This window comes from [Muricauda] lutisoli (nom. illeg.) (genome assembly GCF_017313105.1).
Classification (GTDB): domain Bacteria; phylum Bacteroidota; class Bacteroidia; order Flavobacteriales; family Flavobacteriaceae; genus Flagellimonas; species Flagellimonas lutisoli.
The window spans coordinates 483212-502016 of the sequence record NZ_JAFLND010000003.1; the positions used below are offsets into that span (position 1 = coordinate 483212).

22 protein-coding genes are annotated in these 18805 nt (G+C 41.7%); 11 read left to right on the top strand and 11 right to left on the bottom strand.

What is annotated here, in order from left to right:
- Positions 1–45 precede the first annotated feature (45 nt).
- The 8 genes from J0X13_RS13050 to murI all read left to right on the top strand — a co-directional run bounded on the left by J0X13_RS13050 (position 46) and on the right by murI (position 8102).
- Positions 46–702 carry a CBS domain-containing protein gene (locus J0X13_RS13050; protein ID WP_207071840.1) on the top strand — a complete coding sequence of 219 codons (657 nt, stop codon included), beginning with the start codon at positions 46–48 and terminating at the stop codon, positions 700–702.
- A gap of 1 nt (position 703) precedes the next feature.
- The gene (locus J0X13_RS13055; RefSeq protein ID WP_207071841.1) at positions 704–1585 is read left to right on the top strand and encodes an NAD kinase; all 882 of its coding nucleotides are present in this window, start codon (positions 704–706) and stop codon (positions 1583–1585) included.
- A gap of 112 nt (positions 1586–1697) precedes the next feature.
- Positions 1698–2381: a type IX secretion system protein PorG gene (porG, locus tag J0X13_RS13060; protein ID WP_207029946.1), complete on the top strand. Its 684-nt coding sequence runs from the start codon at positions 1698–1700 to the stop codon at positions 2379–2381.
- 1 nt (position 2382) lies between these two features.
- Positions 2383–3123 (top strand): undecaprenyl pyrophosphate synthase, encoded by a 741-nt coding sequence (gene uppS / locus J0X13_RS13065; RefSeq protein ID WP_207071842.1) that lies wholly within the window; start codon positions 2383–2385, stop codon positions 3121–3123.
- Positions 3095–5758 carry a BamA/OMP85 family outer membrane protein gene (locus tag J0X13_RS13070; protein ID WP_207071843.1) on the top strand — a complete coding sequence of 888 codons (2664 nt, stop codon included), beginning with the start codon at positions 3095–3097 and terminating at the stop codon, positions 5756–5758. The genes uppS and J0X13_RS13070 overlap by 29 nt, the downstream gene beginning before the upstream one ends.
- 99 nt (positions 5759–5857) lie before the next feature.
- Positions 5858–6679 (top strand): OmpH/Skp family outer membrane protein, encoded by an 822-nt coding sequence (locus tag J0X13_RS13075; protein ID WP_207071844.1) that lies wholly within the window; start codon positions 5858–5860, stop codon positions 6677–6679.
- A gap of 49 nt (positions 6680–6728) precedes the next feature.
- Positions 6729–7238, top strand: coding sequence for an OmpH/Skp family outer membrane protein (locus tag J0X13_RS13080; protein ID WP_207029942.1), 510 nt, complete (start codon positions 6729–6731; stop codon positions 7236–7238).
- Positions 7239–7322: 84 nt separating this feature from the next.
- The gene (gene murI, locus J0X13_RS13085; protein WP_207071845.1) at positions 7323–8102 is read left to right on the top strand and encodes a glutamate racemase; all 780 of its coding nucleotides are present in this window, start codon (positions 7323–7325) and stop codon (positions 8100–8102) included.
- A 3-nt stretch (positions 8103–8105) separates the two neighbouring features.
- Here the strand turns inward: murI and J0X13_RS13090 are convergent, their stop codons facing one another.
- The gene (locus J0X13_RS13090) at positions 8106–8597 is read right to left on the bottom strand and encodes a dihydrofolate reductase (protein WP_207071846.1); all 492 of its coding nucleotides are present in this window, start codon (positions 8595–8597) and stop codon (positions 8106–8108) included.
- The gene (locus J0X13_RS13095) at positions 8594–8989 is read right to left on the bottom strand and encodes a 2TM domain-containing protein (protein ID WP_207071847.1); all 396 of its coding nucleotides are present in this window, start codon (positions 8987–8989) and stop codon (positions 8594–8596) included. The genes J0X13_RS13090 and J0X13_RS13095 overlap by 4 nt, the downstream gene beginning before the upstream one ends.
- Before the next feature lie 54 nt (positions 8990–9043).
- Between J0X13_RS13095 and J0X13_RS13100 the strand changes: the two genes are divergently transcribed.
- Together J0X13_RS13100 and J0X13_RS13105 are read left to right on the top strand one after the other, a co-directional pair.
- Positions 9044–10135, top strand: coding sequence for an aminotransferase class V-fold PLP-dependent enzyme (locus J0X13_RS13100; RefSeq protein WP_207071848.1), 1092 nt, complete (start codon positions 9044–9046; stop codon positions 10133–10135).
- A 144-nt stretch (positions 10136–10279) separates the two neighbouring features.
- The gene (locus tag J0X13_RS13105) at positions 10280–10576 is read left to right on the top strand and encodes an isoamylase early set domain-containing protein (RefSeq protein ID WP_207071849.1); all 297 of its coding nucleotides are present in this window, start codon (positions 10280–10282) and stop codon (positions 10574–10576) included.
- 70 nt (positions 10577–10646) lie between these two features.
- Here the strand turns inward: J0X13_RS13105 and J0X13_RS13110 are convergent, their stop codons facing one another.
- From J0X13_RS13110 to J0X13_RS13150, 9 genes are all read right to left on the bottom strand, one after another.
- On the bottom strand, positions 10647–11300 hold the full coding sequence (locus J0X13_RS13110; protein ID WP_207071850.1) for an HAD family hydrolase: 654 nt from the start codon (positions 11298–11300) through the stop codon (positions 10647–10649).
- Between the two features lie 9 nt (positions 11301–11309).
- Entirely contained in the window at positions 11310–11690 is a 381-nt protein-coding gene (locus J0X13_RS13115; protein WP_207071851.1) for a VOC family protein, read from the bottom strand.
- 21 nt (positions 11691–11711) lie between these two features.
- The gene (locus J0X13_RS13120) at positions 11712–12137 is read right to left on the bottom strand and encodes a Dabb family protein (protein WP_207071852.1); all 426 of its coding nucleotides are present in this window, start codon (positions 12135–12137) and stop codon (positions 11712–11714) included.
- A gap of 70 nt (positions 12138–12207) precedes the next feature.
- Positions 12208–13032, bottom strand: coding sequence for a thymidylate synthase (locus J0X13_RS13125; protein WP_207071853.1), 825 nt, complete (start codon positions 13030–13032; stop codon positions 12208–12210).
- Positions 13033–13075: 43 nt separating this feature from the next.
- A complete protein-coding gene (locus J0X13_RS13130) occupies positions 13076–13435 on the bottom strand; it encodes a four helix bundle protein (protein WP_207071854.1) in 360 nt (119 codons plus the stop codon).
- 163 nt (positions 13436–13598) lie between these two features.
- Positions 13599–15059 (bottom strand): NupC/NupG family nucleoside CNT transporter, encoded by a 1461-nt coding sequence (locus J0X13_RS13135; protein ID WP_207071855.1) that lies wholly within the window; start codon positions 15057–15059, stop codon positions 13599–13601.
- A 12-nt stretch (positions 15060–15071) separates the two neighbouring features.
- A complete protein-coding gene (locus tag J0X13_RS13140; RefSeq protein ID WP_207071856.1) occupies positions 15072–15701 on the bottom strand; it encodes a bifunctional nuclease family protein in 630 nt (209 codons plus the stop codon).
- A gap of 88 nt (positions 15702–15789) precedes the next feature.
- The gene (locus J0X13_RS13145) at positions 15790–16758 is read right to left on the bottom strand and encodes an electron transfer flavoprotein subunit alpha/FixB family protein (RefSeq protein WP_207071857.1); all 969 of its coding nucleotides are present in this window, start codon (positions 16756–16758) and stop codon (positions 15790–15792) included.
- 16 nt (positions 16759–16774) lie between these two features.
- Positions 16775–17521, bottom strand: coding sequence for an electron transfer flavoprotein subunit beta/FixA family protein (locus J0X13_RS13150; RefSeq protein WP_207071858.1), 747 nt, complete (start codon positions 17519–17521; stop codon positions 16775–16777).
- 167 nt (positions 17522–17688) lie between these two features.
- Between J0X13_RS13150 and J0X13_RS13155 the strand changes: the two genes are divergently transcribed.
- On the top strand, positions 17689–18669 hold the full coding sequence (locus tag J0X13_RS13155; RefSeq protein ID WP_207071859.1) for a pyruvate dehydrogenase complex E1 component subunit beta: 981 nt from the start codon (positions 17689–17691) through the stop codon (positions 18667–18669).
- The last annotated feature ends 136 nt before the right edge of the window (positions 18670–18805 follow it).

Below are 18805 nucleotides of genomic sequence, written 5' to 3' on the forward strand. Positions count from 1 at the left end.
CCTTTTGCCATTTTAAATTAGTATTTTGCACCTAATAGACATGTTATGCAGATTCAAGACAAAATAATCAATACAGTTCCCGTTTTTGAAGTATCGGAAACTTTGAAAGATGTGATTACATTTTTTGAAGAAACTACATTTTCCCATGTTGGAGTTACCGAGAACGGTACCTATTTGGGATTGCTTTCCGAGAATGATCTAGCTTGTTTTGAACCTGAAAAAAAGGTCGACGATTTCAGGTTTGAGATGGAGGACTTTTTTGTGACCAAGGAAACTGCTTGGTTGGATGTGCTGGAAATGTTCTCTAGGAATGAGGCCAATGTGCTACCTGTTTTGGATGAAGACCGGTTGATTATCGGGTATTATGACCTTGAAGACGTAGTGGACGTATTTATCGACACCCCTTTCTTTAGGGAGCCAGGAGCTATTTTAGTGGTTTCCATTGGAATAAAGGATTACTCTTTTAGCGAAATCGCGCAAATTGTGGAGGGTAACAATGCTCGTTTGTTGGGGGCTTTCATTACGGATTCGCAGAACGATATTGTGGAGATTACCTTAAAGGTAGGAACGCAGAGCTTAAACGAGGTGGCCCAGACTTTTCGGAGGTACAACTACACCATTGTGTTCGGCAACAGCGACGATCAGTTCTTGGAAGATTTGAAGCAACGTTCCGACTATCTAGAAAAATATCTTAACGTTTAGTATGAAGGTAGCCATATACGGTCAATCTTTTCAGAAGGAGGACCAGCTTTGTGTAGAGGAGCTTTTGGACGAATTGAAGAAGTTGGATGCCGAGGTTTATGTAGAGGAGAACTTTAATAAACTCGTCGCTCAGATTACCAAAGAACAGGTAAAGGGAACATTTACCCAATCCGAAGGATTGGACGCTTCTTTTGATATGTTCGTGAGCTTTGGTGGCGATGGCACTATGTTGCGGGCCGTAACTTACATCAAGGACTACGGTATACCCATAGTTGGTGTCAATACCGGTCGTTTAGGGTTCTTATCCACTTTTAAAAAGGAAAATGTACGCAAGTTGGTCACAGAGTTCGAAGCTGGACACTATACCATTGAAGAACGAACCTTGGTGGAGGTAGAGCTCAACTCTGGTCTGGATGAGTTCAATGGACTCAACTTTGCTTTGAACGAAATCACCGTTAGTCGCAAGGATACTACCTCCATGATTACCGTGGAAACTTGGCTTGACGATGAATATTTAACTTCTTACTGGTCCGATGGATTAATTGTTTCCACCCCCACTGGTTCAACGGGGTATTCTTTGAGCTGTGGTGGTCCGGTCATTGCCCCTTCGGCAAAATCATTGGTGTTAACTCCCATTGCGCCGCACAACCTAAATGCACGTCCCTTGGTGATTTCCGATAATACCCAAATTAGGCTAAAGGTTTCAGGTCGGGAGCAAACCCATTTGGTGTCTTTGGATTCGCGAATAGCCGATATTCCGAACGATAAGGAAATCAGGATCAAAAAAGCGGACTTTACCATCAAAATGATCGAGTATAAATCTGAAAGTTTCTTAAAAACCTTGCGCAACAAATTGCTTTGGGGAGAAGATAGGCGCAATTGATGCCGTCAAAAACAATAAAAGGGGTGAAAAACTGTTTAACAAGGGAGAGCAACTTTAAATATAAATCTATAGACCTTCCTTTACTCTTAATTCTTGAAACTTTTTGGAAAGTATGCGAATAGTTTTGGCTGTTTTTCTATGCTGTGTGATCAAGGTAAGTGCACAGACCTACGAGATAGGTGTGTTCGCCGGTGGAGCCAATATGATAGGCGATGTGGGAAGAACCAACTACATTTTACCTTCGGGCCCGGCCTTTGGTGGAATATTTAAATGGAACAAGGGAAAACGCTATGCGTGGAGGGCCAGCGTTCTTTATGGCCAAGTAACCGCGGATGATACCAAATCGCATATGCAATCCCGACAACAAAGGGGGTATTTGGTGGATAATTCGATCCTTGAGTTCTCCGCTGGACTGGAAATTAACTTTGTTGAATATAATCTCCATAAGCTCGGACCCGCCTTCACGCCTTACTTATACACAGGTGTAACCTACTTTAGATACGATTTTAATTATATTGATGCCCTTCAGATGCAGGATATTAACCAAAAAGAAGGTAGTTTTGCAATTCCAATGACGGTTGGGGCTAAGTATCGTTTAAATCAATTCTTGATTCTTGGTGCCGAAATTGGGGCCAGATATACTTTTACGGACAATTTGGACGCAAGTAACCCAGAAGGTTCCAATTTTGAGCAATTCCGATTCGGGAACATATTGAGCGATGACTGGTACGTTTTTTCAGGTATAACATTAACGTATACCTTTGGACGTAAGCCCTGCCAGGATTGTTTTCAGTAAAATGCACACACTAGAGGACGTAGACAAAGAAAAACTACCACAGCACGTGGCCATTATTATGGACGGTAATGGCAGATGGGCCAAACAGCGTGGCAAAATACGTATGTTCGGACACGAGAACGGGGTGGAATCCGTAAATCAAACTGTTGAGAGCTGTGCAAAACTCCAGATACCATTTTTAACCCTTTATGCTTTTTCCACAGAAAACTGGAATCGTCCCAAAACCGAGATAGATACTTTAATGAGGCTTTTGGTGAATGCCCTTAAACGGGAATTGAAGACCTTGAACAAACATAATATTAGGCTGAGGGCCATAGGTAAGATAGATACACTGCCCAAAAAAGTGTACAAAGAACTTACCGAGGTGATGTCCAAAACTGAGAATAATTCGGGGATGACCCTTACGCTGGCATTGAGCTATGGCTCCCGAGAAGAGATAAAAACGGCGGTTCAAGAGATAGCGACCAAAGTTAAAAATAACATAATTTCCCCCGAAAATATTGATGAAACAGTTATAAATACACATCTTTATGCGCACTTTTTGCCTGATGTAGATCTACTTATTCGCACCAGTGGCGAATGTAGGATAAGTAATTTTTTACTTTGGCAGATTGCATACGCCGAATTATATTTTATTGATGTATTTTGGCCCGACTTTAGAGAAAACCATTTGGTAGAGGCCATATTAAGTTACCAAAATAGAGAACGACGATTTGGAAAAACGAGCGAACAACTTAACTAAGGGTATCACAAACTACATACTTTCAGCCCTTATTATCCCCTTATTATTATTTTCAGCCCAGGGTATTGCCCAAGAAACCTCTTTTGAGGAGGGCAAGCAGTATATATTGGGTGGATTAACCGTTACCGGCCTGCAAAGCTATAACGAACAAACTGTAAAGAGTTATACAGGTTTGCGTGTTGGTCAGCCCATTAGAGTGCCGGGTGATGAAATAAGTGCGGTGATCAAAAAGTTGTGGAACCTTGATTTGTTCAGTAATGTGGAAATGTATTACACCAAGATCGAGGATGACAAGATATTTTTAGAACTCAATATTACGGAACGTCCAACCCTGAATAATGTAACTGTTTATGGGGTTAAAAAACGAAAGGTAGAGGACATCATAGATGATACCGACCTTAAAAAGGGCAAGAAAATCACCGAAAGTTTAATTGCGAACACCAAAAACTATCTTCAGAACAAATATAAAAAGCAGGGCTTTCTCAATGCCAAGGTAAGTATCGCTACAGCGGCGGATACCACAGGCGCCAATGTTCAGAACATGGTGATCAATGTGAGCAAAGGCGATAAAGTAAAAATAAAGAACATCAACTTTATCGGTAACGAAAAGCTATCGAACAAAAGACTCAGAAAGTCCCTGAAGAATACCAAGAAGAAAAAGTTGTATCGTTTTTGGAAAAAGTCCAAATATATTGAAGCAGACTTTGAGGAAGACCTTTCCAATCTGGTGGACACGTATGCCGAAAGGGGATATAGGGATGCAAGGGTGCTGTCCGATAGTTTCGTGAAATTGGATGAAAAGAACATTGAACTATTTATAAAGGTAGAAGAAGGCGATAGGTACTACTTTGGTGATATCGATTTTGTTGGTAATTCTGTTTATACGGACAGGATGTTGAGCCAATATCTTGGAATCAAAAAAGGGGATACCTATAACGGTGTTTTGCTCAAAGAGCGAATCGCAGACGATTCCGATCCAGATGCACAGGATTTGACAAATTTGTATCAGAACAATGGTTATCTGTTCTCAAGCATCAATCCCGTTGAGGTTTCTGCTGTAAATGACACTATCGATTTCGAAATACGGATAATTGAAGGTAAGGAGACCTTCTTGGACCATATAACCGTTTCGGGTAACGACAAGACCAATGACCATGTCATTTTTAGGGAACTTCGAACAAGACCCGGGCAAAAATATAGTAAATCCAATATTGTCAGGACCATACGGGAATTGGGTCAACTAGGATTTTTTGATGCAGAGCAGATCGTTCCTGATATCCAAAACCCTGATCCTAATGCGGGGACTGTGGATATAAACTACAGTCTTGTGGAATCAGGTTCCAGTCAAATAGAACTACAAGGTGGCTTTGGTGGTGGAGGTTTCATCGGAACGCTGGGACTTTCTTTCAGCAACTTCTCACTTAAGAATATTTTTAATAAAGAAGCTTATAAGCCGGTCCCTATGGGGGATGGTCAAACATTTGCCTTACGTTTGCAGGCCAGTAGGACTTTCCGGGTTTATAGCTTGAATTTTTCAGAACCCTGGTTGGGCGGTAAAAAACCGGTTAGGTTTAATTTGTCCCTTTCCAGAACGCAACAATTTGCAACTGGCTACGGTCGAAACGGTAGGTTGGATGTGGATAAATCCCGAGGCTTTGCCATAACAGGAGTTTCTGCAGGTTTGGCCAAAAGGGTACAATGGCCCGACGATTTTTTCACAATATCGCATTCATTGAGTTACCAGCTATATGATTTTAACGATTATAACAGTGGACTGTTCAATTTTGGTAACGGAAGTTCCAATTCGTTGAGTTACACCTTGGGTATCTCAAGAAGTTCCCAAGGGCCCAACAGAATATTCCCAACTTCTGGTTCCAATTTTGAATTGACAGCCAAATTCACACCGCCCTATTCTTTGTTCAGCAATAAGGATTACGGACAACTTAGGGACGATATTGACGGCATAACCCGCGACCTCTTTGAGATTGGTGAGCCTGGATCTGCAGAGGAGGAACTTGAGTTTGCCCAACTGAGCGATGAATTGGAGCGCTTGGAGGAGGAACGATTCAAGTTGTTGGAGTATTACAAGATAAAATTCAAAGGAGATTGGTACCAGTCCATAATAGGTAAACTTACTTTAAGGACCAATGCTGAATTTGGATTTTTAGGTGCGTATAACCACGATATAGGCGATGTACCTTTTGAACGCTTTTATGTAGGTGGCGATGGTCTAGGAAACTTTACTTTGGATGGTAGGGATGTGGTACAGCTACGTGGTTATGAGAACCAATCTCTCACACCTTATAGCACCAACCCAATTACCAACAGGTTGGAACAGGATGGGGGAACGATCTACAATAAATTCTCTTTGGAACTGCGATATCCGCTTACTTTAAAGCCAACAGCCTCTATTTACGCACTATCATTTTTGGAAGCTGGTAACGCTTTCAACAATTTTAACAACTATAATCCGTTTCAATTAAAAAGATCTGCCGGAGTGGGGCTACGTATATTTATGCCGGCATTCGGACTTTTGGGGATTGATTTTGGTTATGGCTTCGATACCGATGCCCGTCCAGGATCTGTCGGACCAAGTGGCTGGCAAACGCACTTCATCATCGGGCAGCAGTTTTAATTAATGGAAAAAATGTGCGCAGCTAATTTGTAAATGGTTCATTTTAAATTAATTAGTAATTTTGGCACGATATTTTCTATGTAAAATGCGGAATCAAAGATGAATACCAAAGTTCTTTTATCATTAGTTGTTATAATGTCTTCCCTTTATGGGTTTTCCCAAAGAGGAGTGCGCATAGGGTATGTGGATATGGAGTACATTCTCGAAAATGTTGAGGAGTATCGTGACGCCACCGAACAATTAAATGTCAAGGCTCAAAAGTGGAAACAGGAAATTGAGCTAAAACAAAGCGTCATTGATCAAATGAAAAAAGATTTGATGGCAGAAAAGGTGCTTTTGACCGATGAGCTTATTTTGGAGCGGGAAGAGGAAATCCAAATTCTTGAAAAGGAAATGTTGGACTACCAGCAAGATCGTTTTGGACCACAGGGAGATTTGGTGTTGCAAAAACAGTTGTTGATACAGCCAATCCAAGACCAGGTTTTCAACGAGGTACAAAAAATCGGAGCCAATAAAAGATACGATTTTATTTTTGATAAATCCGCAGATGTTGTAATGTTGTACTCCGAAAAAAGACACGATATCAGTGACTTGGTCTTAAGGGAGATAGGACGCACCAGAAAAATCAGTGCATCCAACAAAAAACAACAGGAACAAAGTCGCCTGGAGCAGTTTAAAGAAGACGAGGACCAAATTAGCGACGCGCTCAGGGAAAGACAGGAGCAAGCAGCAGAAGCCTTGGAAGAAAGGGAAAAGGCAGCCGAGGAGATAAGAGCGCAAAAGTTAAAGGAACGCGAGGAGCGTAAAAAAGCATACGAAGCAAGAAGAAAAAAATTATTGGAAGAGCGCGAAGCCAAGAGAAAAGCCAAATTGGAAGAACGAAAAAAAGCGCAAGAACAACAAAAGGATTCAATAGGATAGATTATATTGAAACACTAAATTTAAAGTAAAAAAAGTAACGTTGAGAATCATGAAAAATGTAAAAAGGATTGCTGTGGCCCTAGTATTGTTTGTTGCGGCTACGGGTTTTGTAAACGCGCAGAGCAAGGTTGCACACATCAATGTACAGCAACTATTGTCTGAAATGCCGGAGATGAAGGCTGCACAGGCTGAATTGAAGAAATTACAGGAAACTTACAGAGCGGATATCCAAAGCTCCATGACAGAGCTTCAAAACAAGTATACACAATACCAAAATGAAGCTACTTCCAAAACAAGGGAAGAGAACGAACAAAGAGCGGTAGAGCTTCAAGGGTTCGAAAAAAACATTCAGGAAGCTGAGCAAGCTGCCATGCAGGAAATGCAAAAAAAGCAACAAGAGTTGTTTGCGCCAATTTCCGAGAAAGCAAAAGCGGCCATCGAAAAAGTAGCGGCTGCGGAAGGGTACGATTATGTAATCGATGCTAGCCCTGGGCTAAGCTTGATCGTGGCTAAAGGAAAAGATCTTTTGCCAGCAGTTAAGCAGGAGCTTGGTTTCTAAACCGTGATGTTACAATATTTGAAAAACCGCTTTAATTAAAGCGGTTTTTTTATGCGTTAAAAATTTAAGGAGCTATTTTTAGGTATGGCAAAACCAATCGGAATTTTTGATTCAGGCGTAGGAGGTACTTCCATTTGGAAAGAAGTCGTGAAAACGCTCCCCTATGAAAATACCATCTATTTGGCAGATAGCGCCAATGCCCCTTATGGCGAAAAATCCAAAGAAGAAATTTTGCGGTTGAGCATCAAAAACACGGAGCTGTTGCTCGATAAAGGTTGTAAAATTATTCTTGTGGCCTGTAATACCGCCACTACCAATGCCATAGATCATCTTAGGTCGCATTACGATGTTCCCTTTATCGGCATCGAACCTGCGATCAAACCTGCGGCACTACATACCAAAACAAAAAAAGTGGGTGTTTTGGCCACCAAGGGAACCCTTTCCAGTAGTTTGTTCCATAATACCTCAAAACTCTATGCTGAAGGGATAACCGTTCTGGAGCAAGAAGGAAAAGGATTGGTGGAGCTCATTGAAGCAGGTAAGATACGATCCAAAGAAATGAAAACACTGTTGGATGGCTTTTTACAGCCCATGCTCGATCAGGATATTGATTGTTTGGTATTGGGCTGCACCCATTACCCCTATTTGATCCCTGTGTTGAAGGAGATGCTGCCCAGCAATATCAATATCATAGATTCAGGCGAGGCTGTGGCGCGTCAGACCAAGGCTGTCTTGGAACGTAGCAATTTACTTTCAAACGGGCAGGGGGGGGACAAGTATATTTTTTATACCAATACGGATGTTTCGGTAATCAAGGAGTTGATCGACCGGACAAGTGCTCAAGTATCCTTTCTGGACTTTTAGTTGTTACCTTCTTTTGTAAGAGAGATAAGAAAAATCATATTTGTGCCTATCATCCTTTGGATGATACTCCTCCTTTACCAGCTCCCAAAGCTCTTCATCGATCTCAGGGAAAAAGGCATCTGCATCAAAAGTGCCGTGAACCCTTGTAAGTTCAATATCCGTGGCACGGTCCATGGACTGTTTGTAAATTTCGCCCCCGCCAATTATAAATGCCGTCTCATCTTCCTTTACCAAAGCTATGGCCTCTGCCAAAGAGTGCACTATGGTACAAGGGAACTTTGGTGTATAATCTTCATCTCTAGTAATTGCGATGTGGGTACGATTGGGCAAGGGTTTTGGGAAACTTTCCAAGGTTTTTCGCCCCATAATGATCTTATGCCCCGAGGTCAAACTTTTAAAACGCTTAAAATCATCGGGTAAGTGCCATACCAGCTCGTTGTCCTTTCCCAAGGCATTGTTTTCCGCCGCCGCGGCAATAATGACCAATTTTTTCATTGATCTTCTTTTTTTTTATTGATTTTGGAAAGTGGGAAATCCGTTTCTATTTCTTTTTGGATTTCGTCGATACGTTTTTTTTGAAGATTCACCAATCGCTCACGTTGTTCACGCTCCCAGTTTTGCCCCATGAATTTGTTGGTCACAAAAACATTATAGGTGTGCAGAGCGATTAAAAAGGTCCAGACCAAAACAATCCAGATGGACCAATCGTAGGCTTCACCATACTTTAGGACTTTGTTGGCGAGAATCAGAAAAATACTGCCGATCAAAAAAATCACTAAGTGGTAATACAACCTTTTCTTTTGTTTGATGCGTTTATGGGCATGCTCCAAAAGTTCGTGCTGCTCCAAATCTATTTCCTGTTTTTTCTTTTTACCAAATGACAACATGGAATGGCTATCTTTATGAACAAATATAATTGAATTGTATCCAAAAATCCCGACATGCAAAACCTAAGAAAAAAATTCCCTGTTCTTAATCAATGTATTTATGCCAATACCGCCTCTGCTGGCTTGCTGAGCGAAGATTTGATGGAGTGGCGCCAGGGACATGACCTCGATTATCTAATTGGAGGGAGCGAAATGAAAAATAAAGGCTTTGCGCACATGCCCGAAATAAAGAAAACAGTGGGGAAGTTTTTTAATTGTAAGCCAGAGAATGTAGCCTTGGTGCCCAATTTCAGCTTGGGATTCAACTTGTTGCTCGAGGGCTTGCCAAAAGACAAAAAAGTGCTACTGGTCAATAAAGATTACCCAAGTGTCAACTGGCCGTTCGAGACCCGGGGCTTTGAGCGGGATTATGTGGATGCCGATGAGCACATGGAAGAAAACATCCATGCCAAGGTAAAAAGTGGAGGTGTCGACATTTTGGCCCTTAGTCTGGTGCAGTGGGTAAATGGCGTTCGTATTGATTTTGATTTTCTGAAAAAATTAAAAAATGACTTTCCCAACCTGATGATCATGGCAGATGGGACCCAATACTGTGGTACAGAGCCCTTCGATTTTGAAGATTCTGGAATCGATATTTTGGGAACCAGTGCTTACAAATGGCTCTTGGCAGGTTACGGTAACGGCTTTTATCTTGTAAAAGATGGGGTAATGGACCAATTTGAGCTAAAGGGTATCGGGAACGGCTCGGTGGATAACGATGCATCCAAACGAAACAGCATAACCTTCTGTAAGTTTTTGGAACCTGGTCATTTGGACTCTTTCAACTTTGGGAGTTTGGAATTTGCACTTAACTTTTTGGATGAAATAGGGTTGGAAAATGTAGAGGCCCAACTTCAAAGATTGTCAAAAAAGGCCATGTCGGCTTTTTCGGAATTGGATCTGTTGGAACCGGCCGTTGTCAAAAGAAAACAACATAGCACCATTTTTAATATCAAGGGAGATGAAAAACTCTTTAATAAATTAACGGAGGAAAATGTGGTGGCATCACCGAGGGGCGGTGGTATTCGATTGAGTTTTCATTTTTATAATACAGAAGAAGAGATAGATGTTGTTGCAACACTTCTAAAACGTTGGTCATCAAAGTAATAAATGACAAAAAACGGCAATCTTATTTGATAAAAGTGATTATGTAGTGAGGTGGATTTTATCAAATTGATAAATCGATTCTAACTTATTGTAAATAAATAGTTTTATGTATTGTTTTGTCCTGAAATTAAAATTTTCGGTACCATGGCAATTAAAAAGCAATACTTAAAGAGCAAGCCTGTTTGCAAGGTTACTTTTACCGTTCCTGCAGATGAGGCTAAAACAGTGGCTGTAGTTGGAGATTTCAATAAGTGGAATCCCAAGAAGAGCACTTTAAAGAAATTGAAGAACGGAACTTTTAAAGGAACGTTCGATCTACCTGTAGAGAATAGCTACGAGTTCAGATATTTGATCGATGGCAACTATACCAATGATGCCGAGGCTGATGGTTTCCAATGGAACGATTATGCCGGTGCAGAAAATGCGGTATTGGAAGTGTAAATTGTTTTAGCCATCATCGGATCTCCATGCCGATGGTGGTTTACTTTTTGAACCGTTCGGAGGAAGGCTATTATTTGAAAATATTTATGTCAATCTCCCTAAAACTTCGGATTACATCATAATTCCATTTACTGTAATCGTTGTTGTCGGAATCTACAATAATTATTTTTTTTGCACCCGAATTTTCAGCGGCCATAATGCCAGATACAGAATCTTCAAAAATCAAGGCTTCATTGGCGTCAATTTTTAAGACTTCCATTGCTTTTAAGAAGATTTCAGGGTGAGGTTTACTCTTTATCGTTCCATCACTGTACACGATATGATTTAGATCAAAATACTTTTGCAGTCCCAGGTGCTCAAAATAAAATTTCAGATTGTAAAGGTCCGAAGCTGTTGCAATGGTAAAGGGAACGTCGTTTTTGTCCAAAAATTCCAAAAAGTCCAATGCCCCTGGTGCCAACTCCATTTTTTCTTGTAAACAGAGGGACTGGTATATGTCCTCTTTTTCACGGGCCAATGCATCAATGTCAGCACTGGATAATTCTTTGTTAAACAAGTTGGATAGTATTTCGGCATTGTTCTTACCGTGTATCTTTTGATTTTTTTCCTTGTTCGTGAGCGCAAAAGAATATTTCTCCAAAAAAATATCCCAAGCCTCATTATGTAAATGAGTATCAAAAAATAGGGTGCCGTTAAAATCGAATATTACACCTTTAATGTCCATTCATAAGTTTTAATTGCCGATTCGCCATGGTGGGTTTAGCCTATTTTCACCACCATGGAACAAGATAAGTTGATTTCCATCAAGGTCTTTTAGCCTTGCCTCTCTCCAAAGCCATCTTTGGTCTGTAGGTTCCAAATCAAATTGAATTCCTTTTTGTTTTAGAGATGCAACCTGCTCATCTAAATTATCACACTCAAAATATACATAAATGCCTTCACCCTTAGGTAATTCCTCCTTTTGGTGCAATGAAAATGTTGACTTGCCGTTAGGACACTCGAACCTCGCGTAATGGGGAAGGGCCTTTACAATTAATTTCAGTCCCAATTTTTCATAAAATGGAACCGATTTCGATAGATCAAGGGACGGGACCGTTATTTGGTTCAGATTCATTTATTGGATAGGGGAATAGGGCTATTTGTTCCAATAATCCACCACCAATACATCGTCTATATGTGGTCCTGCAACATCGCCAAAGGCAACGTGATCTGGGTGGGTTAGGTAAGTGTCACGGTCGGCTTCGCTGTCGAAGGTCAATAAATAACAATGGGTAAGTCCTTTGTTCAGGTTTTCCGGACTGTTGTTCATCCCCCATTCGTACCCTTTTATTTCAGAAATTTTTGATGGCAAGGCATTGAATGCCTCCTCCACTTGTTTCACATCTTCATCGCTGGATGTTTCTTTGAATTTGAACAACACCACATGACGCAGTTGTGGACCTGATTCTTCTACTGTTTTTTCCACGGTTACTTCCTCTTTTTCGGTGGTTTCTTTTTTGGTTGGGTTCCCACAGCTGGCAAATAATAGCGCTGCGAAAAGGGTGATGGCAGTATTTTTCATAGGATTCAAGTTTGTGTTTGAAAATATAAGGAGACTCACTGAATCAGTTTAAAAATTAAAAATAAGATAATTAAACCGCAACCACCCCTTTAATATGCGGATGAGGATCGTAGTTCAAAAGCTCAAAATCATCAAAGGTAAAAGAGAAAATATCCTTTACTTCGGGGTTTAGTTTCATAGTGGGCAAGGGGCGTGGGTCACGGCTCAATTGCAGTTCCACTTGCTCCATATGGTTGTTGTAGATATGGGCATCACCAAAGGTGTGGATAAACTCCCCGGGTTGGTAGCCACAAACCTGGGCCATCATTAACGTAAACAAGGCATAGGAAGCAATGTTAAAGGGCACCCCCAAAAAGATATCGGCACTTCGTTGGTACAATTGGCAAGAAAGTTTGCCATCGGCCACATAAAACTGGAAAAAGGCATGGCAGGGTGGGAGTGCGGCCTTACCATTGGCCACATTTTCAGCAAATGAAACCGAAGTGTCCGGCAAAACGCTGGGATTCCATGCAGAAACCAACATTCTACGGCTATTCGGGTTGTTTTTTAGCGTATCCACCACTTCTTCGATCTGGTCTATTTCCTCACTGTTCCAATTGCGCCACTGGTGGCCATAAACAGGACCAAGGTCACCGTTTTCATCGGCCCATTCGTTCCAAATACGCACACCGTGCTCTTGGAGGTAGGCAATATTGGTGTCTCCTTTTAAAAACCATAATAACTCATATATAATGGATTTAAGGTGCAGCTTTTTGGTGGTCACCATGGGGAAGCCCTCGGAGAGGTCGAATCGCATTTGATAGCCAAAAACGCTCAAGGTCCCTGTTCCCGTACGGTCCCCTTTTTGGTTGCCGTGCTCCAATACGTGTTTAAGAAGGTCGTGGTACTGTTTCATAGTGGGGTTAAAGGTAAATGGTTATGCTTAAAAGGACAATAGGTCAATGGTTTGACTTATTATATTTTATTAACGACGTAATTCTTCGTTGTAGCTTCTGAATATTTTTGATGGTGGCTTTTGAAATATCGGCGGAAAGGAAATTCAGGTCCTGACAAAGAATAAGATGGGTTTCAAGTTCATATGCCGACCCCAAACTTATTTGAAGAAATCGAACAAAATCTTTTTGGGAATATTTACTGCAACCTTCGGCGATGTTGGCGGGAATGGAAATGGCACTTCTTCGTATTTGAGGAGTCAGCCCAAATTTTTCAGATTCCAGCAATAGTTTGGTAAGTCCGTAAATATCTTTGACCAAAATGCGTCCGTCTTTCCAGACGTTCAACTCTCGAAAATTTCTCATAATACTATGTTTGAAATTACGAGGTTGACTTTTTGATAATTTACTTTTTGGATTTTAGGACACGGTATTCACACCTTGCCCATAACCATTTGCCCTTTACCCTTTCACCTTTTTCACCCTTTCACCTTCACCTTTAATTTTTATCCTTTCACCCTTCACCAGTCTATCCCAAAATCATCCCAGCAATGGTTGCGGACAGCAATGAGGCCAAAGACCCACCTAATACGGCTTTCATTCCGAAAGAAGATAAAACCTTACGTTGGCCGGGCGCCAAAGAGCCGATACCGCCAATCTGAATGCCGATGGAAGCAAAGTTGGCAAAACCACAAAGCATATACGTGGCCATGATTACCGATTTATTGTAAGTGAAATGTACGCCGCTCGCCACATTTTTAAGATCGGCCAATTGAATGTATCCAATAAATTCACTCGCGGCCAATTTAATTCCAAGTAATTGCCCCATCAGCATAATATCTTCATTGGCGACACCAATGAGCCACATAAGCGGGGCAAAAACGGTTCCCAGGATGGCTTCCAATGAAAACTCTTGATACGGAGAGTTGGCAGCTATCCAGCTATTGAAGGTGGTTACATCACCAAACCAGCCCAAAATTCCATTGATCATGGCTATAAAGGCAACAAAAACCAATAGCATGGCCCCCACGTTCAAAGCAAGTTTAAGACCTTCGGTGGTTCCGTTGGCAATGGCATCCAAAATATTGGCACCTATTTTTTCTGAGGACACCTCCACATCGGTGTTGACCTTTTCTGTCTGTGGATATAATATTTTTGAAATTACGATAGCACCGGGGGCAGCCATCACGGAGGCAGCCAAAAGGTGTTTGGCAAATATCAATCGCAATTCGGGATCATCGCCTCCCAAAAATCCAATGTAAGCTGCCAAAACAGCTCCCGCTACGGTGGCCATCCCACCGATCATGACCAATAGGATCTCCGATTTGTTCATTTTTTCCAAGTAGGCCTTTATAAGCAATGGAGCTTCCGTTTGGCCCAAAAAGATATTACCGGCCACCGAAAGGCTTTCCGCACCGGAAATTCCCAATGTTTTGGAAAGCAGCCATGCCATCCACCTTACCACTACTTGAATGACTCCCAAATAATAAAGTACCGAGGTCAACGCGGAGAAAAATATAATGGTTGGCAGTACTTGAAAAGCAAAAATATAGCCGAAGGTGTCCATGTCCACCACAAGTCCTTCGAAAAGGAACTGGCTACCGGCCCGGGTAAAGTCCAGGATGCTGACAAAAATGCTCCCGACTTGCTCAAAAATATATTGTACAAAGGGAACCTTGAGCACTCCAATGGCTATCAAAACCTGTAAGGATATTCCAATTCCCACAGTTTTCCAGTTGATGGCTTTTCTATTGGAACTAAACAAAAATGATATCAATATAAGAATTGCCATTCCCAAAGCCCCGCGTAACAATGTAGTGATGGAAAATCCCTGGTTGGGTATTATTTCTGCCACTTCCTGTTGTGGGATGGAATCCGTGATAGTGGAGCCAATGGCTACGTTAAGGGAATCTGCGGGCAATGAACTTTGGCCGAAAGCGACCGAACAAATGAATAAAAGTATCAGTAAACTTTGGGTCTTTTTCGCCATGTAAGTGGTTGTTTATTTACGCTTGGAAATTTCATCCCTCAACTTGGCAGCCTTTTCGTAGTCTTCGCTGGCTACGGCCTTGTCCAATTCTTTGTGAAGCTCTTGTAGGGACATTTCCCTGTATCCATGTGTGTCGGAACCGGATTCTATTTCCACTGTTTCGCCCTCTTGAAGGATTTCATCGACCATGATGCTATCGTCGTCATCTTCCTCCTTTTCTTTGGAGGAGAATTTTAAGAAGATACCTGCCTTGTCCAAAATGGTCTTGTAGGTGAAAATGGGAGCGTTGAATCTAAGGGCAAGGGCAATGGCATCGCTAGTTCGCGCATCGATGATCTCCTCTTCGTTCTCACGCTCGCAGATAATACTGGAATAAAATACCCCATCGACCAATTTATGGATGATGACCTGTTTGACCACAATTTTAAATCTGTCCGCAAAATTTTTGAACAAATCGTGGGTCAAAGGTCTGGGCGGTTTTATTTCTTTTTCCAATGCAATGGCGATGGACTGCGCTTCAAATGCGCCAATAACGATGGGAAGTTTTCTGTCTCCCTCCTCTTCATTTAAAATAAGGGCATACGCGCCATTTTGTGTTTGGCTATATGATATTCCCTTTATTTTTAATCGTACTAAACTCATAATCTCTTCCTAAAGCAAAAGGGCCATTCAAATAAGTGGCTTTACCAGTTATCTGAACAGCCCCTTGCAATGGGCAAATTAACAAAATTTAAGCGTTTTGTGCTTTAAATTCTTTTAATTTTTCGATGAGTTCGGGCACTACTTCGAAGGCATCTCCGACAATTCCATAATCTGCAGCCTTAAAGAAAGGTGCCTCGGGGTCGTTGTTGATGACCACTTTTACTTTGGAAGCATTGATTCCTGCCAAATGTTGAATGGCTCCCGAGATACCTATGGCGATGTATAGATTACTGGCCACGGGTTTTCCCGTTTGGCCCACGTGTTCGCTATGTGGGCGCCATCCCATATCGGAAACTGGCTTGGAACATGCGGTTGCGGCCCCCAATACATCGGCCAACTCTTCGATCATGCCCCAGTTTTCGGGTCCTTTAAGCCCACGTCCTCCAGACACCACGATATCGGCATCGGCAATGGTTACTTTTCCGGTTACCCTGTCCACTTCCACTGATTTGGCGGTGAATGCATCATCACCCACCGATGGGCTGAAATCTTCAACTGCAGCGGATACATTGTTTTCCACTACTCCGAAAGCATTGTTGGAAACACCAATGATTTTGATGTCTGCCGAAATCTCGGTCATGGCAAAACCTTTATTACTGAAAGCTGTTCGCTTTACTACAAAAGGTGAAGTGCTTTCTGGAGCAGCCACTACATTGGGTACGTATCCAGCGGCTAATTTAGCTGTTAAAATAGGTGCCAAAAACTTACTGTCCGCGCTGGAACTCAATATAATTACTTTGGCGTCCTCTGCTTTGGCAGCCTGTTCCAATACACTGGCATAGGCTTTGGCATTAAAGGTGGCCAACGAGTCGTCCGATACCTTCAAAACTTTGGAAACCCCATAGGTTCCCAGTGAGGCATCGTCCTCTGCGTTAAAAGATACCGCTGTAACGGTCGTGCCTAAATCTTGGGCCACTTTATGTGCATAAGAGGCCACTTCGAAAGCATTTTTTTTGAATTTTCCCTTCAGGGATTCTGTATATACTAGTACTGACATAATTTTTTAATCTTGTTTAGATGACTTTTGCTTCGTTGTGCAGTAGTTCGACCAATTCCCCGACATTTCCGGCATCCACTAACTTAACGGGACCTTTGGCCGCAGGTTTTTCAAATTTTTGGTCTTGTGTGGGCTGTGCGGCATCAACTGGTTCAACCACGTTTAATGCTTTTTTTCGAGCCATCATAATACCTCTCATATTGGGAATACGAAGGTCACTTTCCTCGACCAATCCTTTTTGTCCACCAATTACCAATGGAAGTGATGTACTTATCGTTTCTTTACCTCCATCAATTTCGCGAACTGCGGTTGCCGTGTCTCCATCGATTTCCAGGCCAATGCAAGTGTTCACAAAGTTCATATCCAAAAGCGTGGCTAAAATTCCTGGTACCATTCCACCATTGTAGTCAATGGATTCCCGTCCTGCAATTACAAGGTCGTAATCACCATTTTTTACCACCTCGGCCAACTGTTGGGCTACGAAAAATCCATCCTTTGGTTCTGCATTTACCCGAATGGCCTCATCGGCTCCAATGGCCAACGCTTTTCTAATGGTCGGCTCGGTTTGTTGGCCTCCTACGGTAACCACATGAACTGCAGCTCCTTGCTTTTCCTTGAACCACATTGCACGTGTCAACCCAAACTCGTCGTTTGGATTAATAACAAATTGAACCCCGTTTGTGTCAAACTGGGTATCGCCTTCCGTAAAATTGATTTTGGAAGTAGTATCCGGTACGTTGCTTATGCAAACTAAAATCTTCATATATACTTAAGCTTTAGGTGTCCAAATATAGTTATAAAATCCGAAATTTATTATGCATGCATAATAAATTTTGTTCTTTTTTTGGATTTTCCCCAAGCTATTTTCGGGTAGTTTTTGCTATTTTTGCTTGCGTTTTTAAGCAGACTATAAATATTTAGTACGATTTAATGAAAACATTACAGTTTAGGGAGGCAATAGCCGAGGCTATGTCCGAAGAAATGCGAAGAGATGATACCATTTATTTAATGGGCGAGGAAGTAGCCGAGTATAACGGTGCTTATAAGGCTTCCAAAGGCATGTTGGATGAATTCGGACCAGAGCGGGTGATCGATACCCCGATTTCAGAACTTGGTTTTGCCGGTATTGGTGTTGGTTCGGCAATGAACGGCAATAGGCCCATCATAGAATTTATGACATTCAACTTTTCTTTGGTTGGAATTGACCAAATTATAAACAATGCTGCCAAAATTCGCCAAATGTCCGGCGGGCAGTTCAACTGTCCTATTGTATTTCGAGGTCCTACAGCTTCTGCAGGACAATTGGCCGCAACCCACTCTCAAGCTTTTGAAAGCTGGTATGCCAACACTCCCGGTCTTAAGGTTGTGGTTCCATCAAACCCAGCCGACGCAAAAGGATTGTTAAAATCGGCCATTCGTGATGACGACCCTGTAATTTTCATGGAATCTGAGCAGATGTACGGGGACAAAGGAGAAGTACCAGAAGGGGAATATACCATTCCACTAGGTGTAGCCGATATTAAAAGAGAAGGTACGGATGTGACCATCGTTTCTTTTGGAAAAATCATCAAAGAAGCCTACAAGGCTGCCGATGAATTGGAGAAAGATGGGATTAGCTGTGAAATCATTGATTTGAGGACAGTTCGTCCAATGGATCACGAAACTATTTTGGCTTCCGTGAAGAAAACCAACAGAATGGTGATTCTGGAAGAAGCATGGCCTTTTGGTAATGTGGCCACTGAAATTATTTATCACGTTCAGGATAAAGCATTCGATTATTTGGATGCCCCTATTGTAAAATTGAACACTGCAGATACCCCTGCACCGTACTCACCGGTGCTTTTGGCAGAGTGGTTGCCAAATCATGAAGATGTTATCAAGGCTGTTAAGAAAGTGTTATATAAGTTATAAAACCATATTTGTAAGGTATATTAGCCCTGTCAACTTTGTTGATGGGGCTTTTTTTAGGGAATATTTTTTGATTAGAAATTACTTTGAACCAAATTTGACCTAAGTTTAGTGGGTAAACTTTTAAGGGTTGCCCATT